Genomic DNA, 16,259 nt, shown 5'->3' on the forward strand with positions numbered 1-16,259 from the left:
CAAATCGACACCAGCCCCCGCCCCTTCCCGGCCGCATCCAGCAGCTTCGCCAGGTTCGCCACAATCCGCCCACCGGTAGCGGCAAACGGATGCCCCGCCGCCAGGGAACTGCCCTTCACATTGAGCCGGCCGCGATCGATCGACCCCAGCGGCGCATCAAGCCCCAGTCGGGTTCTGCAATACTCGGGATCTTCCCAGGCTTTCAAGGTACAGAGCACCTGCGCGGCAAACGCCTCATGGATTTCGTAGTAATCGAAGTCCTGCAGCGTCAGCCCGTTGCGCGCCAGCAAGCGCGGCACGGCATACACCGGCGCCATCAACAGGCCTTCGGCACCGTTGACGAAATCCACCGCCGCCGCCTCGCCGTCGCGCAGGTAGGCCAGGATCGGCAAGCCACGCTCTTTGGCCCACGCTTCACTGCCCAGCAGCACCAGGGAGGCGCCATCGGTCAGCGGCGTGGAGTTGCCCGCCGTCAGGGTGCCCTTGGCACTTTTCTCGAATGCGGTTTTCAGCGACGCGAGTTTTTCCAGGGTCAGGTCAGGGCGCAAATTGTTGTCGCGGGTCAGGCCCAGGAATGGTGTCATCAAATCGTTGTGCCAGCCTTCGGCATAGGACGCGGCCAGTTTCTGATGACTTTCCAGCGCCAACTGATCCTGCGCCTCGCGGGAGATGTTCCAGGTCTGCGCCATCAATTCGCAGTGCTGGCCCATGGACAAACCGGTACGCGGTTCGCCGTTGCGCGGGAACTCGGGGATCAGATGATGCGGGCGCAACTGCAGGAAGGTTTTCAGTTTGTCGCCGGTGGTCTTGGCGCGGTTGGCCTGCAGCAGGATCTTGCGCAGCCCCTCGCTGACGCTGATCGGCGCGTCGGACGTGGTGTCGACGCCCCCGGCGATCCCGCACTCGATCTGCCCCAGAGCGATTTTGTTGGCCACCAGCAACGCCGCTTCCAGCCCGGTGCCGCAGGCCTGCTGAATGTCATAGGCCGGTGTCGAAGGCGACAGGCGCGAACCGAGCACGCACTCGCGGGTCAGGTTCATGTCCCGGGACAGCTTGAGCACCGCGCCCGCGACCACTTCGCCGATGCGCAGGCCATGCAGGTTGTAGCGCTCGATCAAGCCTTCGAGCGCAGCGGTGAGCATGTCCTGGTTGCTGGCGGTGGCGAACGGCCCGTTGGAGCGGGCAAAGGGAATCCGGTTACCGCCGATGATCGCGACGCGACGCAGTTGAGTCATGAATTGCTCCTTGAAAAATCCAACATGAACGCGGTCCCCAGTGGCAGCGGGCTTGCTCGCGAAGGGTCCGGTTACATTCACAAGATTTGTTGCCTGACACTCCGCCTTCGCGAGCAAGCCCGCTCCCACAGGGATTGCGCCGTACACCAATACGACGTTCAAACTACTCTGCTGTTACCTAGCGTAGGCCTTATCCCGCGGATCGAACGACTGATCGCCATCGATGGTCCACACTTTGAACCCCAGCTTGCGGAGCGCGTTCCATGTCTGATCGCTATATCGAATTCGCCAACTCATCCTTCGGCCATCGCCTGGTCGGGGCCTTGGGCCTGCCTTCGCCGGTGCGCCTGGAACGCTGGCAAGCGGGTCGGCTGCGTCCGGTCGAGGGCGCACTGCTGATCGGTGGCGGGCCACTGGCGCAGCATGTCAGCGCGTTTGCCAACCGCCTGACCGACGCGATCTACCGCTACGGCACCGAGCCTTCGATGGCAACCGAGTGGATTCCCGGCCACGGCCCGAAGCTCAAGGCCGTGGTATTCGATGCCAGCGACCTGTTGCAAACCGGGTCACTGAAACAGCTGCGCGAGTTCTTCCAGCCGCTGATGAAAAACCTCGACCATTGCGCGCATCTGGTGATTCTCGGACGCGATCCCCAGACCCTGACCGATCCGTTCGCCGCCAGTGCCCAGCGTGCCCTGGAGGGGTTCAGCCGTTCGCTGGCCAAGGAACTGCGCAGCGGCGGCACCTTGCAACTGATCTACGTCGGTGCAGGGGCCGAAGAGCAACTGGAAGGTCCGTTGCGATTTTTCCTTTCGCCCAAGAGCGCGTTTGTCTCCGGGCAAGTAATCTGCCTCAACCCTTGCGACACCCCGGTCACCGACTGGACCCGCCCGCTGGCCGGGCGCAAGGCGCTGGTCACCGGCGCGGCCCGGGGCATCGGCGCGTCCATTGCTGAAACCCTGGCGCGCGATGGTGCAGAGGTGATTGTGCTCGACGTGCCGCCGGCGAAAAACGATCTGGACGCCCTCGCTGCGCGCCTCGGTGGGCGTGGCATCACCCTGGACATCTGCGCCGACGATGCCGCCTCGCAGTTGATCGACCAGTTGCCGGACGGCATCGATATCGTGGTGCACAACGCCGGGATCACCCGGGATAAAACCCTGGCCAACATGACACCGGAATTCTGGGACGCAGTGCTGGCGGTCAACCTCAATGCGCCGCAGGTGCTGACTCAGGCGCTGATCGACAGCGGCACCTTGCGCGATGATGGGCGGGTGATTCTGCTGGCCTCGATCAGCGGCATCGCCGGCAATCGCGGGCAAACCAACTATGCGGCGAGCAAGGCCGGGCTCATGGGTCTGGCCCAGGCCTGGGCGCCGTTGCTGCAAGACCGGGGCATCAGCATCAATGCGGTCGCTCCCGGTTTTATCGAAACCCAGATGACCGCGCGCGTGCCGTTCGCCCTGCGCGAGGCCGGCCGGCGCATGAGTTCCCTGGGCCAGGGCGGCCTGCCGCAAGACGTTGCAGAAGCTGTGGCCTGGCTGGCGCAACCGGGCACCGGGGCGTTCACCGGGCAAGCCTTGCGTGTGTGCGGGCAAAGCGTACTGGGGGCCTGACCATGACCATCGATTGGCAAACACTTGATCGCGAGCCGGGCCTGCCGGCGCTGTACGCCAAAGCCGCGACGCGGCGCAAAATCACCGGCACCGTCCTGCCCGGTTCGGGCCTGCGCTGCTGGGTCGAGGTCGAGCCGCAACGCCTGGCCGCCTATCGCAAGGTCTGCGGTTTTACCGACAACGGCCTGCTGCCACCAACCTACCCACACATCCTCGCTTTCGCGCTGCAGATGCAGTTGCTCACCGGCAAGGATTTTCCGTTCCCGCTGCTGGGGCTGATTCATTTGAGCAACCGCATCCACGTGTTGCGCCCCATGGGCGGCCTGCATCGGGCGCGGGTCAGCGTCAATGTGCAGAACCTGCAACCCCACGCCAAGGGCGCGACCTTCGACCTGGTGACGACACTGGACGATCAACTGGGAACGCTGTGGCAAGCCCAGAGCCAGATGCTCTGCCGTGGGGTCAAGCTCGAGGGTGAGCCTATTGAAGAAGTGTTGGCGTCAACATTGGCGTTGACCCAGGTCGCGCAATGGCGAGCGCCTGCGGACATTGGTCGCCAATACGCCAAGGTGTCCGGCGACTACAACCCGATTCACCTGAGTGCAGCCAGCGCCAGACTGTTCGGTTTTCCCTCGGCCATCGCCCATGGGCTGTGGAACAAGGCCCGAACCCTGGCGGCGCTGGAGGACCATTTACCGGCGTCGAATATCGAGGTTGAGGTGCAGTTCAGGAAACCCGTGAGGCTGCCCGGCGAGGTGGTATTGCTGGCCAGTGCAGCGGGGTCGAGCGGCGACCTGCAATTGATCGGCAAGGGCGACCTGGAGCACATGGTCGGGCATTGGCGACCGGTTGCCTGACGCATGACACCGTGGCGAGGGCGGCGAAACGCTGGTCAATTGTGTATATCACTTAAGTATCCGCGCCGTTTCCGCCCTTTTCTAAAACATTGATTTTGAAGAAAATTACATACCTGCTACAGCCAATCTCCCATCGCATTAATACCAACTTGAGAATAGCGCCACAGACCCCTTGCGAGTCTCCTGTGTGCAACGGACGAAGACATGACCGGCAGCAGAAACGGTCAGTCATCGAAGACAACGACGTTGTTACAGGTGCAAGGAATCTCAATCATGAACACTCAAGGTTGGTGCAAGTCGGCAATTGCCGTGGCAATCGTTCTTTCTCTGGGCCTCACCGGTTGCAGCAGCGGCGGTGGCGGTCATCACAGCAGCTCCGGCAGTTCCTCGGCGGACGGCAGCACGGCGGGTACCGGCGGCGCGGGCGCGGGCGGTGGCGCAGGTGGCAGTGACGGCACCGCTGGCACCGGCGGCGGTGGGACCACCACGCCAACGAACCCAACCAACCCAACCAATCCAACCGACCCTACGAATCCGACCAACCCGACCGATCCCACCAACCCCACCAATCCTGGCGGGACGCCGTTGGTGACCACCACGCTGGTGCAGGATGTCGGCAACACCGTGGCGGGAGTCGGCAGCGGTGTCGGGCAAATCGGTGACTCGCTCGGTTCGGTTCCAGTGGCCGGAGGCGTGGTGCAAAGCGTGGCCAATACCGCGGGCAATGTGGTCAGCACCCTGGGCGATGGTGTGGCCAATGGCATCGGCAAACTCGGCACCACGCCGAACGGGCTGGGCGTCACTGCATCGTCGGTCGGCGGTGTGGTGCAGGATGTCGGCAACGGCGTTTCCGATGTCAGCGGCAAACTCGCCACGGCGACCAACAGCATCCCGGTCGTCGGTGGCGTGGTGACTAAAGTCGCGCCGGTCCTCGATGGCGTCGGCGAGAAAGTCACCATGCTCGGCGATACCCTGAGCACCGCGACCACCACCGGTCCTCTCGGCTCGGTCACTCAGGAAGTGGGCAGCAAACTGGTGCCGGTGATCGCCATGGTCGAGAGCACGACCGACAAGATCGGCGACAGCACCGGGCTCGGTGACCCGCTCAAAGGTGTGATCAAAAAAGTAGGCGATACCGTCGATGGCGTGGGTGACAAAGTCACCGATGCCGGCAATGGCAACGCGCTCACCAATACTGTTGGCGCAGCACTGAGCAACACCGGCAATACAGTCGGCAAGGCCGGTGGCCTGGTATCAAATGGCACGGGCGGCGGCAGCGGTGGCGGCCTGGGCGGCAACGGCCTGCTGGAAACGGTCGGCGGTGCGGTGGTCAATGTCAGCAACGGCTTGAACATCGGCAACAGCAACGGCGTGGTCAGCGCAGGAGGCGTGACCGGTGTCGCCGGCGGCAATCTGGTCGCCACCGTGGGCGGCGCACTGGGCGGCAGCGGTGTGGCCAATACCGCGGCGACTGCGCCGCTGGCCACGCTCGGCACGAATGTCGGCAGCGCGATCAACCCGGTCACCACCGCCGTGTCCGGTCTGACCCAGAACATCGGCAGCGCCACGGGTGTCGGCGCCCCCGTCGCCGGCCTCACCAATCAGGCCGGGGGGGCAGTCGCCAGCCTCGGTACTGCGATAGCGGGCAGTAATGCCAACCCGGTGGTCACGGCTCTAGGCAATACCGTGACCACCGTGGGGGGCACCGTCGCCGCCGCTGGCGGGCTGGTCAACGGCGGTAACACCGGCACCGGCGCCACGGGGGGACTGGGCGGTATCGTCGGTGGCTTGACCGGCGCCCTGGGCGGCAACAGACGCTGACTTGCACCGGGCCGGTTAGACGGCCCTCACTACAGCGCCTACGCTTGGTTGAAGGCGGAAGATGTCGCTCAGTCTTCCGCCTTTTCTTTGGGTCACGGAGATCCACGCCGTAGTGAATTGAACAGGGAGTGTCCTATGCGCGTCATCCTTTGTTGGTTGTTGTTGCTCCTCAGCTTCCCCCTCCTCGCCGATACCCTGCCCAGCTTTCTCAACAGCAACGAAACCATCCGCAACCTGCCCGTGCCGAATCTGCCTGCCGACGCCTATCGCCCGACGACCGCGCCGTTGCAAGTGCCCGAGCCCGGCGCAACCCAGGCACAGCCGCTGCTGATGGGCACCAAAATCACCCTCAAGACCGTGCAGATCGAAGGTGGGACGATCTACCCGCTCACGGAACTGGCGACGCTTTATCAACCGCTGATCGGCCGCGAATCCAACCTCGCCGAGCTGATCGAAACCACGCGCAACATCACCCGCCGTTATCAACAGGATGGCTACCTGCTGTCGTACGCTTTCCTGCCTCAGCAAACCTTCGATAACGGCGTCGCCCGCGTGGTGCTGGTGGAGGGTTACATCAAGGATTACCAACTGCAGGGCGACGGCGGCCGGGTCAAGGCTCTGCTGGATAAGCTGGTGGCCAAACTCCAGGCCGAGCGTCCGCTGACCCGCAAGACGTTCGAGCGCTACACCACGCTGATGAGCCGCATCCCCGGCGTGACCCTGCAGGCCCAGGTGCCGCCGCCAGGCACCACCGATGGCGGCACCCAACTGATCGCCCAGGCCAGCCGCAAACCGTTCACCAGCACCCTGAGCACCACCGAGGACAACCGCAACGGCACCCAGGCCCTACTGGGTGTGAGCAGCAACTCCCAGACAGCCATGGGCGAGCAACTGACCCTCAGCGGGCTGTTTCCGCCGGGGGACGATCACGAGCATTACTACCGTCTGGACTACAACCAGTTCCTCAACGCCGAGGGCACGCAACTGGCCCTGTCCGCGTCTCGCTATCGCGCCGATCCGGGCACCAACGTGCGGCTGGACAATGGTCTGGAGCTCAAGCCGCATCGAGAAAACGATCGCTACTCCATCGGCTTCAGCCATCCACTGATAGCCTCGCCCACCGAACAGCTCAGCGGCGGTGCGCGCCTGTATGCGGTCAACGACAAGACCCGCTATCAGGTGCTGGGCTTGCCTCTGAGCGTAGAGGAACGCACCGACATCCGCGCCCTGGCTTTCGAGAGCGACTGGCGCAAGGCCGATGCCCGACAACTGCGGATTCTCAGCGGCGGCTTGTACCAGGGCATCGACGGCATGGGCGCCAAAACCAACAACACCGCCCTGGACCTGGATTTCTTCCGCCTGCGGTTGTCCGGGGTGCAGAGCGACAAGTTTTTCGACAACTGGCAAGGCGTGCTATCGGCCGCCCTGTATTGGAGTGACGACACCCTGCCCGACAGTGAACGCGCGGTGTTCGGCGGCCAGAACTTCGGCCGCGGCTACCCCGACGACCAGGCGTCGGGCGACAAGGGTTGGGGCGCGGCTTACGAGGTCAACTACAGCTTCAATCGCGAGGGCAACTGGGTGCGCATCCTGCAACCCTACGTGGTCCTGGACCGCGCCAAGACCTGGTTCAACACCCTGCCGGTCCAGGGCAACGACATGTCATCGGCGGCGGTGGGATTGCGGTTTGGCGATGCCCACTACTACAACATCGCCCTGGAAGCGGCCAAGCCGATGTCGGAAAAAGCGCTGGACACCTTCAACCGCCGGGCACGGTACAGCATCAGCTTCAGTTATCAACTGTAGGGGCGAGCTTGCTCGCGATGGACATCAGGACACCGCGGGGCAGCAGACAGCCAGCGTCATCGTTGACGACGATCGCGAGCATGCTCGCTCCTGCAAGGTGGGGGGCTCACAAAATCCGGGCACACCACAAAACCTGTGGGAGCTGGCCTGCCAGCGATTGCGGTGTGTCAGCCGAAAATGCTTCAACTGATCCACCGTCATCGCGAGCAGGCTCGCTCCCACAGGGGAAATGGGGGGATTTGCAAAATTCAGGGCTTGAGCAACTGCTGGCTTGGTTGCGGAAACAGATTGTTCAACGTCTCCAACAACCGCACGTGATAAATCGGTTTGCGAAACAGATCCAGCACCTGCAAGCGCAGCATGTCGCTCACATCCTCCATATCCGCATGCCCGGAGGTGACGATCACCGGCAAATGCTGACGCGCGGTGTGCTCGCGCAAACGCCTGATCAACGACATGCCACTCTCCTCCGGCATGCGCAGGTCAGTGATGACCAGCGCAATGTCCGGATGACGGGTCAGGTGATGCAGCGCCAGCTTCACCGACGTCGCGGTAAAACAATTGAAGCCCTCACCTTCCAGCAATTCCGCCAACTCGAGCAAAGCATCCTCTTCGTCGTCGACCAGAAGAAGTTGTTGGCGCGAAGGTGCAGGGAAGTTCATAGGCAACACCGGCAATGGAATGAGCGCGGACATGGGAACCTGCCTTCAGCAATGGCCAATGACCGATGCCTCAAGGCCCCGGAACCAGTGCCTTCGAGATTTTGCCGAACACTGTCGAGACATCGCCGGCAATACCCGAACTGAGCCCGGCAATCACCACCGCCACCATCGCCGCCACAATCGCGTATTCGATACCCGAGGCACCCTCGGTATCCCTGACCAATTTCTTGCAATAAGCAAAAACCAATTCCGATTTGACCTTGCGAACCACTTTGGAAAAAGACATGACCTATCTCCTGGAACACCCGGGTGTTGCATGAGCGCAACATGATTCCCCTATGCCAGCACCAGCATTGTCGGCATTCCCGGGGCCAACAACTGTAAAAACGGATTAATCCAAAAGTATTAATCGTTTCGTTGACGTCAAAAAACCGCGCATTTCGTCGTAAATACCTACCCTTGCTGGAATTTTTCGGTTTCGTAATGGCGTTTTGCTCTAGCTGCGCTACGGTCAAATAGCGAAACAGTTTTATGTTCATAGCTGCCTGAGAGTGCGAATTTTTCTCGTTGGATGGGCGAGGTTTTGCAGCAGCAGGAAAGGGAGAGCCGTCATGAACAGCCGTATCATTCTGGGCCTTGCCGGACTGTCCCTGGTGGGCGCCGTCATTGCCGGTTATTGGGGCTTCACGCTGAGCCGCCAGCCGGCCGCTGCCGCCGTTGTCGCCCCCATCGCAAACACCTCCGCCGATGCCATCTCACAGCCCGCCGCGCCCCAGCAGGAAGACACCGCCCGCAACCCTGTGGTGGTGCTGCAGCGCGACATCGCCCCCTTCGTGAAAATCACCGCCGACGACGTTGCCCTGGAAAAACTGCGCACCGTCCCGGCCGGCAGCCTGACCCGCCTCGATCAAGCCATCGGCCAGACCCCGTGGCGCGCCCTCAGCGCCGGCACCTGGCTCAATGAGGAAAGCTTCGAAGCCGGCGGCAGGCTCGCACGGATGATTCGCCCCGACGAGCGCGCCCTGGCCGTCGCCGTGGACGAAGTGATCAACGCTGGCGGACAACTGACGCCGGGTGACTACGTCGATGTGCTGCTGTTCCTGCGCCAGGAAACCAACAACGTGCAGCCCTCCGCGCAACTGGTGGTCCCGGCCCTGCGCGTGCTCGGCGTGGGCGAACAACTGGGCCTGACCAATGACGGCCAGCCCGCCAGCCCCGCCCACAGCAACGACGACAAGTTGCGCCAGGAACAACAGCGCGCCAGCGCCCGTACCGTGTTGCTGGCGGTCCCCGATCAACTGGTGAGCCGACTGATGCTCGCAGCCCAGGCAGGCGTGCTGCGCCTGGCCGTGCGCAGTGCCGAGGAACAGCGCCTGGCCCGCTACTGGGCCGGCGAAAGCGATTCGGCAGCCAACCTGGCCAATGCCGACCGTGAATTGTTTCAGTTCAATCAACTGGCGATGACCGCGCCGCCGAAAAATGTTGTCGCCATCGGCGCCTCCACGCCAGCGCGCAAAAGGATTGTGGAAGTCATTCGCGGCAATGAAAACACTGAAAAGACCCCCTGAATCGAGCAAGGACGCCTTGTAATGCGCAGACGTTTTACGCCGTTGTTCAACGGCTTGATCTGGGCCACCTTGTTGAGCGGCCTTCCGGTCACGGCAGCCCTGGCAGCCAGCGGCAATTGCGCCGCGCTGGGCACGATGCCCGCCGTGCTGGAAGTCGGCGAAGGCCTGCAACAGCAAGTGCAAACCCCCGTGGCGATCACCCGCATTGCCGTGGGCGATCCGAAAATCGCCGACGTGCGGGTCACCGGCGATCAGGCCTTCCTGCTCACCGGCATGGCCTCCGGCGCCACCAGCCTGATGGTCTGGACATCCTGCGCCAGCACGCCGCGACAGAGCATGGTGATGGTCAAGGGTCGCGCCACCGCTGCCATGACCAGCGCCACTCGGCTGCCGTCAGATGACCCGGCGCTGCCCTCCCAAGTGCAGACGGACATCCGCTTCGTCGAGGTCAGCCGCACTAAATTGAAAGAGGCCAGCACGTCGATCTACGGCAAAAACTCGAACTTCCTGTTCGGTTCGCCCGGGACCGTCCCCAACACCGCCGTGACGCCAAGGGTGTTGCCGTTGCGCGACCTTGACCCGCGCATTGCGGTACCGAGCATTCCGCTGGCCAACGACATGTACAACATCGTCGCCGGCGGTGGCAACTTCCTGGCCATCATCAACGCCATGGAAGGCAGCGGCTTCGCCTATACCCTGGCACGCCCCAGCCTGGTGGCGATCAGCGGTCAGAGCGCAAGCTTCCTGGCGGGCGGCGAAATACCGATCCCGATCCCCAGCGCCAACAGCAACAGCTACTCCATCGAATACAAGGAATTCGGTATCCGCCTGACGCTCACGCCAACAGTGGTCAGCAATGAGCGGATCGCGCTCAAGGTCGCACCGGAAGTCAGCGAACTGGACTACAACAATGCCGTGACCATCGGCGGCACCACCGTGCCTGCCTTCACCATTCGTCGCACCGACACCAGCATCTCACTGGCCGATGGCGAGAGCTTTGTCATCAGCGGCTTGATCAGCACGCAAAACACCTCCCAGGTGAACAAGTTTCCGGGCCTTGGCGATATCCCGATCCTTGGTGCTTTCTTTCGCAGTTCCTCGATCAATCGCGAAGAACGCGAACTGCTGATGATCGTCACCCCGCACCTGGTCCAGCCGTTGGCCGTGAACGCACCGTTGCCGTCGTTGCCTGGCGAGAAGCTGCGCAACTACGACCCCAATTGGTATCGCCTGTACTTCCTCGAAAACGGCGACTTCGATAAACGCAGCGGGTTATCGCAATGAGCCAGAGCCTGAGCCAGACCTTCCTCGCGATCACCCGCAACAGCACCGACCTGGAATGGCTGCAAGGCGCCCTCGCGCCGATGGGCCAGGTGGTCAGCACCGCTGGCGACAGCCTCGACGAATTGCTGGCCCTGGTGGACGTGACCCTTACCAGCCTGGTGTTCGTCGGCCTTGATCGCGAACATCTGGTGGCCCAGTGCGCGTTGATCGAAGGCGCGCTCGAGGCCAAACCGATGCTGGCCATCGTCGCGCTGGGCGACGGCATGGACAATCAACTGGTACTCAATGCCATGCGTGCCGGTGCGCGGGATTTCGTTGCCTATGGCTCACGTTCCAGCGAAGTCGCCGGGCTGGTGCGACGCCTGAGCAAGCGCCTGCCACCGGTGGCGCCGAATGCCGACCTTGGCGGCCTCACCGTGCTGTACGGGGTGCAGAGCAACGCCGATGGCGCGCTGCTGGCCAACCACATGGCGCAGGTGGTGCAAAAGAGCGGCCAGCAAACCCTGCTGCTGGACCTGGGCCTGCCCCGTGGCGACAGCCTGGCCCTGCTGGGCCTGGAGAGTTCGTTTCATTTCGGTGATGCCCTGCGCCATGTGAGGCGTCTGGACGCCACCTTGATCGACAGCGCCTTCACCCGCTGCGAAGTCGGCCTGCGCATCCTCGCCTACGCCGCCAACGACGAGCCGCTGGAACACACCAGCGCCGCCGAGCTGTACATGTTGCTCAGTGCCCTGCGCCAGCACTTCCAGCACATTGTGGTGAACCTCACCGGGCAACCGGACAGCGAGGCCCTACGCACCTTCGTCAGCCATTGCGACAAGCTGCTGTGGTACACCGACCAGAACGTGATCGACTGCCGGCGCAACCTGGCGGTGCTCAACCTGTGGCGGGAAAAAGGCATGAAGCTCGATCACGCCAAGCTGCTGGTCGACCGTTATTTGCGCAGTGTTGCACCGGACTCCGATGCCCTGGGCAAAAGCTTCGGCATGGAGATCATCGCCACCCTGGCCTACAGCCCCGAGGTGCGCCTGAACGCCAAGAACCAGGGGGTGACACTGTTCGAACTGGCGCCGCGGGAAGTGCTCACCCAGAGCCTGCGCACCCTCGGCGAGCGCCTGGCCAAACGCTCCGAAAACCTGGCCAAGCCCAAGTCATGGTTCAGTCGTTTGAGAGGTACGCCATGAACGCTGAAAAACTGTTCGGCGCCCACCAGCGCAGCGTGGCCGGCAACACCGACCATGAAGGCCTGAAACTGGTGTTGCACCGCTACATCATCGATGCCATCGAGGAGTCGGGCAAAAACCTGCTCGAAGGTTCGCGGCAAGTGCTGTCGCAGTTCGTCATCGATAAAGTCGCCGAGTACATCGCGCGCCTGCACCTGGCGATTTCCCGCTACGAGATGGAGCGCCTGGCCGAGGAAATCGTCGATGAACTCACCGGTTTCGGCCCGCTGGAAGTGCTGCTGCGCGACCCGGCGGTGACGGAGATTCTGGTCAACGGCCCGCACCGGGTGTTCATCGAGCGCGACGGCCTGCTGCATCAGAGCGATCTGCGATTCATCGATGCTCACCATGTCGAGCGGGTGATCCAGCGCATTCTCGCGCCCCTCGGTCGTCGGCTCGATGAGTCTTCGCCGATGGTCGATGCACGCCTGCCCGATGGCAGCCGGGTCAACGCGATCATCCCGCCGATTGCCCTGGATGGCCCCTGCCTGTCGATTCGAAAATTCCGCCAGGACATGCTCAAGAGCACCGACCTGATGGCCATGCAAACCATTGATCAGGCGATCTACGAATTCCTCCAGGACGCGGTGGGCAAGCGTTGCAATATCCTGATCAGCGGCGGCACCGGCACCGGCAAGACCACGTTGCTGAACATCCTCAGCCAGTTGATCAACCCCCACGAACGCCTCGTCACCATCGAAGACGTCGCCGAGCTGCAACTCGGGCATCCCCACGTGGTGCGCCTGGAAACCCGGCCTCCGAATGCCGAGGGCCACGGCGAGGTCAAGGCCAGCGACCTGATTCGCAACGCCCTGCGCATGCGCCCCGACCGGATCATCCTCGGCGAGATTCGCGGCGTTGAAGTGGTGGATGTGCTCACCGCGATGAACACCGGCCACGACGGCTCCATGAGCACCGTGCACGCCAACAACGCCCAGGACGCATTGCTGCGCCTGGAAACCCTGGTCGGCCTGACCGGCCGCAGCATCGCCGAACGCACCTTGCGCCAGATGATCTGCGCGGCGCTGGACGTGGTGATCCAGTTGACGCGCCTGCCCGATGGCCGCCGTTGCGTCAGCGAAGTGGTGGAGGTGATCGGCATCCGCGAAGACGTGTACGTCACCAACACCCTCTTCCGCCTCGACCGACGCAGCGGCTTCGGCTTTTTGCGCGAAGCGGTCAACCCGGCCGGCGACAAACTGCGCCGGGATGCGGCGTTCTCTCACTCGGCGTATTGAAGGCCACGGCATGCTCAAACCGTTGCTGCTCGCTCTCGTTTGCGTGGCCCTGCTGGGCCTGTCGGTGCGCCTGTTCCTGCGCGGAGTACGCCAGCCGGGCACCGAGCGCGTGCTGGAACGGCTGACCCAGGGGCAACCGGAACGGGTGGTGCAGAAAACCACCTGGGTGGCTCTGGAGCGCGCTTTCTTGCGTGCGGGTCTGGGGCGGCCCACCGAGCGCATGGGATTGTGGCTCACGCTCTGGGGGGTGGGGGCCTCGCTCGGTTTGTTGGTCGGTGGCTGGCTGGGCTTGCTTCTGTTGGCATTGCTGCCACCGACGCTGGTGCGCATCTACGTGCAGTGGCGATATCAGCACCGGCTCAAGCGCATGATCGAGCAGTTGCCGCCGCTGCTCGATCATTCGGTTCGCAGCCTGAAATCCGGACGCACCCTGGCCGATGCGGTGCTCGGTGCCATCAACGCTGCCGAAGACCCGCTCAAGGACGCCCTCGGCCGGGTGCAGCGCAGCGTGCAGTTGGGCGTGAGCCTGCCAGATGCCGCGACGGACTTTGCCGAGCTGTACGACAAGGACGAACTGCGCCTGTTCGCCCTCGGCCTGAAGGTCAACCACCGCTATGGCGGCAATGCCAGTGAATTGCTGGAAAACCTGATGAAGATGATCCGCGAGCGCGAACAGGCGGCCCGCCAGTTGCGTGCCATGACTGGCGAAACCCGCGTCACGTCGGCGGTGCTGGCGTTGTTGCCGGTCACGGTCGCCGGCTACTTTCTGATTACCAATCCGAAGTATCTGATGAGCATGTGGAACGACAGCTCGGGGCAAATGATGCTCGTGTCCGCGATCGGCTTGCAGGTGTTCGGCTGTCTGGCGCTGTGGCGGATGTTGCGAAGCCTATGAACCCGTCGATGCTGCTCAGCTCGCTGCTGTTTTTGACTGCCACTCTGCTGCTGGTCAGCGTGGTGCTGGAGTGGCGGCGCCGTGACCGTCAGGTGGTGCAGCGCCTGGACGGCAAGGCGCCGAGCGAAAACCGCTTCAGTCAATGGCTGCATCTGCTGGGCGCCAGCCGGATCGGCCAGCAGTCGGTCAAGATGGATAACGAAACCCAGACCCTGCTCAACTGCCTGGGCTGGCGCACCGCGCGCAAGCGCGCCTTTTTTGCCGCGCTGCAGGTGGGGGTTCCTTTGGCGGCGCTGGTCCTGAGCCTGTTGGTCCAGGCGCTGTTTTTCCCCCAGGCGCACAATCAATGGATCGGCCCCGCCTTCGCGGTCGGCATCGGTTACCTGTTGCCCAAACGCCTGCTCGCGGCGGCAGCGCACCACCGGCAGAAGAAACTGGCAATCGAGATCTCCACCTTCATTCCGTTGCTGCGCATCCTGTTCGAATCGGGCATGGCCGTGGAGCAATCCCTGCGGGTGTTGAGCAACGACGGCAAGCAACTGCTGCCGGTGCTGACCCAAGAATTGCGTCTGGTGCTGGCCCGGGTGGATTCCGGCCTGGAACTGGGTGAGGAGCTGAACAAGGCCAGCCGCTTGATGGCGGTGGACGAGTTCACCGACACCTGCGTGATCCTGCAGCAACTGCTGCATCAGGGCGGCGGCGCGATGAAGTCGCTGCTGTCGCTCAAGTTGCTGCTCGATGACCGGCGCCTGACGCGCCTGCAGGAATACATATCCAAGATGTCCGCGAAAATGTCCGTCGTGATGATGCTGTTTCTCTTCCCGGCGCTGTTGATCGTACTGGCCGGCCCGGGGTTCACCGCCCTGGCGAAGGCCTTTGCTTCCTAGAGGGAATCTGATGAAAGCATTGATAGCCGGTTTGAGTCTGCTGATGCTGGGCGGCTGCGCAAGCAATGGGCAGACACCCTGGAGCGCCCTGACCGACTCGGCCAGTTGCGGCAAGTTGAGTTCCGAGCAGCAGCTGACGATGAACCTGGCCGACGACATGGCCAAGGACGGCAAACTGCACGCCAGCCTGGCCAACCTGGAAAGCCTGCCGAGCAACCTGGCCGACGTGCGCTTGCGCAAGGCCAAAGTGTATCGGCTGCTGGGCCGCAGCGAAGCCGAGCCGTTGTACCGCAGCCTGCTCGGCGGCTGCATGGCCGCCGAGGCCGAACATGGCCTGGGCCAACTCGCTGCCGCCCGCGCAGACAACGGCCTGGCCCAGTCGCATTTGCAGCGGGCCGCGCGACTGGCGCCCACCGACGAAAAGATCCGCAACGACCTGGGTGTGGTGTACCTCAATCAACTGCGCCTGGAAGACGCACGCTTCGAATTTCTCACCGCTATGGAACTCAAGCAGAGCGACTCGCTGGCGGCGTTGAATCTGGTGACCTTGCTGATCTATCAGGACGACTGGAGCCGGGCTGCCGAACTGGTCAGCCGTGTGGGCCTGAGCCCGGCACAGGTCACCGAAGCCCAGGGCCGCGCGGAAAAACTCAAGTCCCCGGCCAGGCCTGCCCCGGCCGCCACCGCACAAGTCGCCGCCGTCGCCAACCCGACGCTTCAGTAGGGAGCCCAACGATGAAAGCCACCACGATCTGCTGCCTGACCTTGCTGGCCCTGCCCCTCACCAGCCACGCCATCGACCCCGGCCCCGCTTCGCCGCAACAGCAGGAAACCGAAGGCTGGCTGCAACTGCAAATCAGCCACTCCGCCGCCTCGACCAAATTGCAAACCGCCACCGCGACCGAGCGTGAATTGGCGATGCAGCGCTGGCTCAAAAGCTATCAGCATGAGATCCCGGAGTTCTTTGAGCAGGATGTGGCAGGCAAGGTGGACAGTGGATCGGGGCAATAACCTTTGAGCGCCCTAACCCTGTGGCGAGGGAGCTTGCTCCCGTCCGACTGCGCAGCAGTCGCCATGGCGGCTATCGCGATTCTGCAGAGAAACCGCAGTTACAGGTTTTGAGGCTGCTGCGCAGCCTGACGGGAGCAAGCTCCCTCGCCACGAACG

At 63.1% G+C, this 16,259-nt stretch carries 15 protein-coding genes; 12 read left to right on the forward strand and 3 right to left on the reverse strand.

The features are described 5' to 3' along the window. A partial coding sequence (locus B0W55_RS24870; RefSeq protein WP_077048562.1) for an acetyl-CoA C-acetyltransferase occupies nucleotides 1-1,235 on the reverse strand: 1,235 nt, incomplete at its 3' end. Between the two features lie 263 nt (nucleotides 1,236-1,498). Here B0W55_RS24870 and B0W55_RS24875 point away from each other — a divergent pair. The 4 genes from B0W55_RS24875 to B0W55_RS24890 all read left to right on the forward strand — a co-directional run bounded on the left by B0W55_RS24875 (nucleotide 1,499) and on the right by B0W55_RS24890 (nucleotide 7,335). Beyond that, on the forward strand, nucleotides 1,499-2,851 hold the full coding sequence (locus B0W55_RS24875) for a 3-oxoacyl-ACP reductase (RefSeq protein ID WP_077048563.1): 1,353 nt from the start codon (nucleotides 1,499-1,501) through the stop codon (nucleotides 2,849-2,851). Between the two features lie 2 nt (nucleotides 2,852-2,853). Next, a complete protein-coding gene (locus B0W55_RS24880) occupies nucleotides 2,854-3,708 on the forward strand; it encodes a MaoC/PaaZ C-terminal domain-containing protein (RefSeq protein ID WP_077048564.1) in 855 nt (284 codons plus the stop codon). A 273-nt stretch (nucleotides 3,709-3,981) separates the two neighbouring features. Next, the gene (locus B0W55_RS24885; RefSeq protein WP_077048565.1) at nucleotides 3,982-5,529 is read left to right on the forward strand and encodes a collagen-like triple helix repeat-containing protein; all 1,548 of its coding nucleotides are present in this window, start codon (nucleotides 3,982-3,984) and stop codon (nucleotides 5,527-5,529) included. 135 nt (nucleotides 5,530-5,664) lie between these two features. Beyond that, nucleotides 5,665-7,335, forward strand: coding sequence for a ShlB/FhaC/HecB family hemolysin secretion/activation protein (locus B0W55_RS24890; RefSeq protein WP_077048566.1), 1,671 nt, complete (start codon nucleotides 5,665-5,667; stop codon nucleotides 7,333-7,335). A 248-nt stretch (nucleotides 7,336-7,583) separates the two neighbouring features. Here the strand turns inward: B0W55_RS24890 and B0W55_RS24895 are convergent, their stop codons facing one another. Beyond that, on the reverse strand, nucleotides 7,584-7,997 hold the full coding sequence (locus B0W55_RS24895) for a response regulator (RefSeq protein ID WP_077048576.1): 414 nt from the start codon (nucleotides 7,995-7,997) through the stop codon (nucleotides 7,584-7,586). A gap of 70 nt (nucleotides 7,998-8,067) precedes the next feature. Then, on the reverse strand, nucleotides 8,068-8,283 hold the full coding sequence (locus tag B0W55_RS24900; protein ID WP_077048567.1) for a Flp family type IVb pilin: 216 nt from the start codon (nucleotides 8,281-8,283) through the stop codon (nucleotides 8,068-8,070). A 325-nt stretch (nucleotides 8,284-8,608) separates the two neighbouring features. Between B0W55_RS24900 and cpaB the strand changes: the two genes are divergently transcribed. From cpaB to B0W55_RS24940, 8 genes are read left to right on the forward strand one after another with little or no spacing between them, the layout of a single operon-like run. Further along, nucleotides 8,609-9,565 (forward strand): Flp pilus assembly protein CpaB, encoded by a 957-nt coding sequence (cpaB, locus tag B0W55_RS24905; RefSeq protein WP_077048568.1) that lies wholly within the window; start codon nucleotides 8,609-8,611, stop codon nucleotides 9,563-9,565. 21 nt (nucleotides 9,566-9,586) lie between these two features. Next, on the forward strand, nucleotides 9,587-10,849 hold the full coding sequence (locus B0W55_RS24910; protein ID WP_077048569.1) for a type II and III secretion system protein family protein: 1,263 nt from the start codon (nucleotides 9,587-9,589) through the stop codon (nucleotides 10,847-10,849). Beyond that, entirely contained in the window at nucleotides 10,846-12,033 is a 1,188-nt protein-coding gene (locus B0W55_RS24915; RefSeq protein ID WP_077048570.1) for a pilus assembly protein, read from the forward strand. Before B0W55_RS24910 ends, B0W55_RS24915 begins: the two co-directional genes overlap by 4 nt. Continuing rightward, nucleotides 12,030-13,310 (forward strand): CpaF family protein, encoded by a 1,281-nt coding sequence (locus B0W55_RS24920; RefSeq protein ID WP_077048571.1) that lies wholly within the window; start codon nucleotides 12,030-12,032, stop codon nucleotides 13,308-13,310. The genes B0W55_RS24915 and B0W55_RS24920 overlap by 4 nt, the downstream gene beginning before the upstream one ends. Nucleotides 13,311-13,320: 10 nt before the next feature. Beyond that, on the forward strand, nucleotides 13,321-14,205 hold the full coding sequence (locus B0W55_RS24925; RefSeq protein ID WP_077048572.1) for a type II secretion system F family protein: 885 nt from the start codon (nucleotides 13,321-13,323) through the stop codon (nucleotides 14,203-14,205). A gap of 8 nt (nucleotides 14,206-14,213) precedes the next feature. Next, entirely contained in the window at nucleotides 14,214-15,092 is an 879-nt protein-coding gene (locus B0W55_RS24930; protein ID WP_371807293.1) for a type II secretion system F family protein, read from the forward strand. A 10-nt stretch (nucleotides 15,093-15,102) separates the two neighbouring features. Further along, a complete protein-coding gene (locus B0W55_RS24935) occupies nucleotides 15,103-15,816 on the forward strand; it encodes a hypothetical protein (protein WP_077048574.1) in 714 nt (237 codons plus the stop codon). A gap of 11 nt (nucleotides 15,817-15,827) precedes the next feature. Continuing rightward, entirely contained in the window at nucleotides 15,828-16,103 is a 276-nt protein-coding gene (locus B0W55_RS24940) for a DUF3613 domain-containing protein (protein WP_077048575.1), read from the forward strand. The last annotated feature ends 156 nt before the right edge of the window (nucleotides 16,104-16,259 follow it).

Origin of the sequence: Pseudomonas sp. KK4 (assembly GCF_001984065.1) — a bacterium.
Classification (GTDB): domain Bacteria; phylum Pseudomonadota; class Gammaproteobacteria; order Pseudomonadales; family Pseudomonadaceae; genus Aquipseudomonas.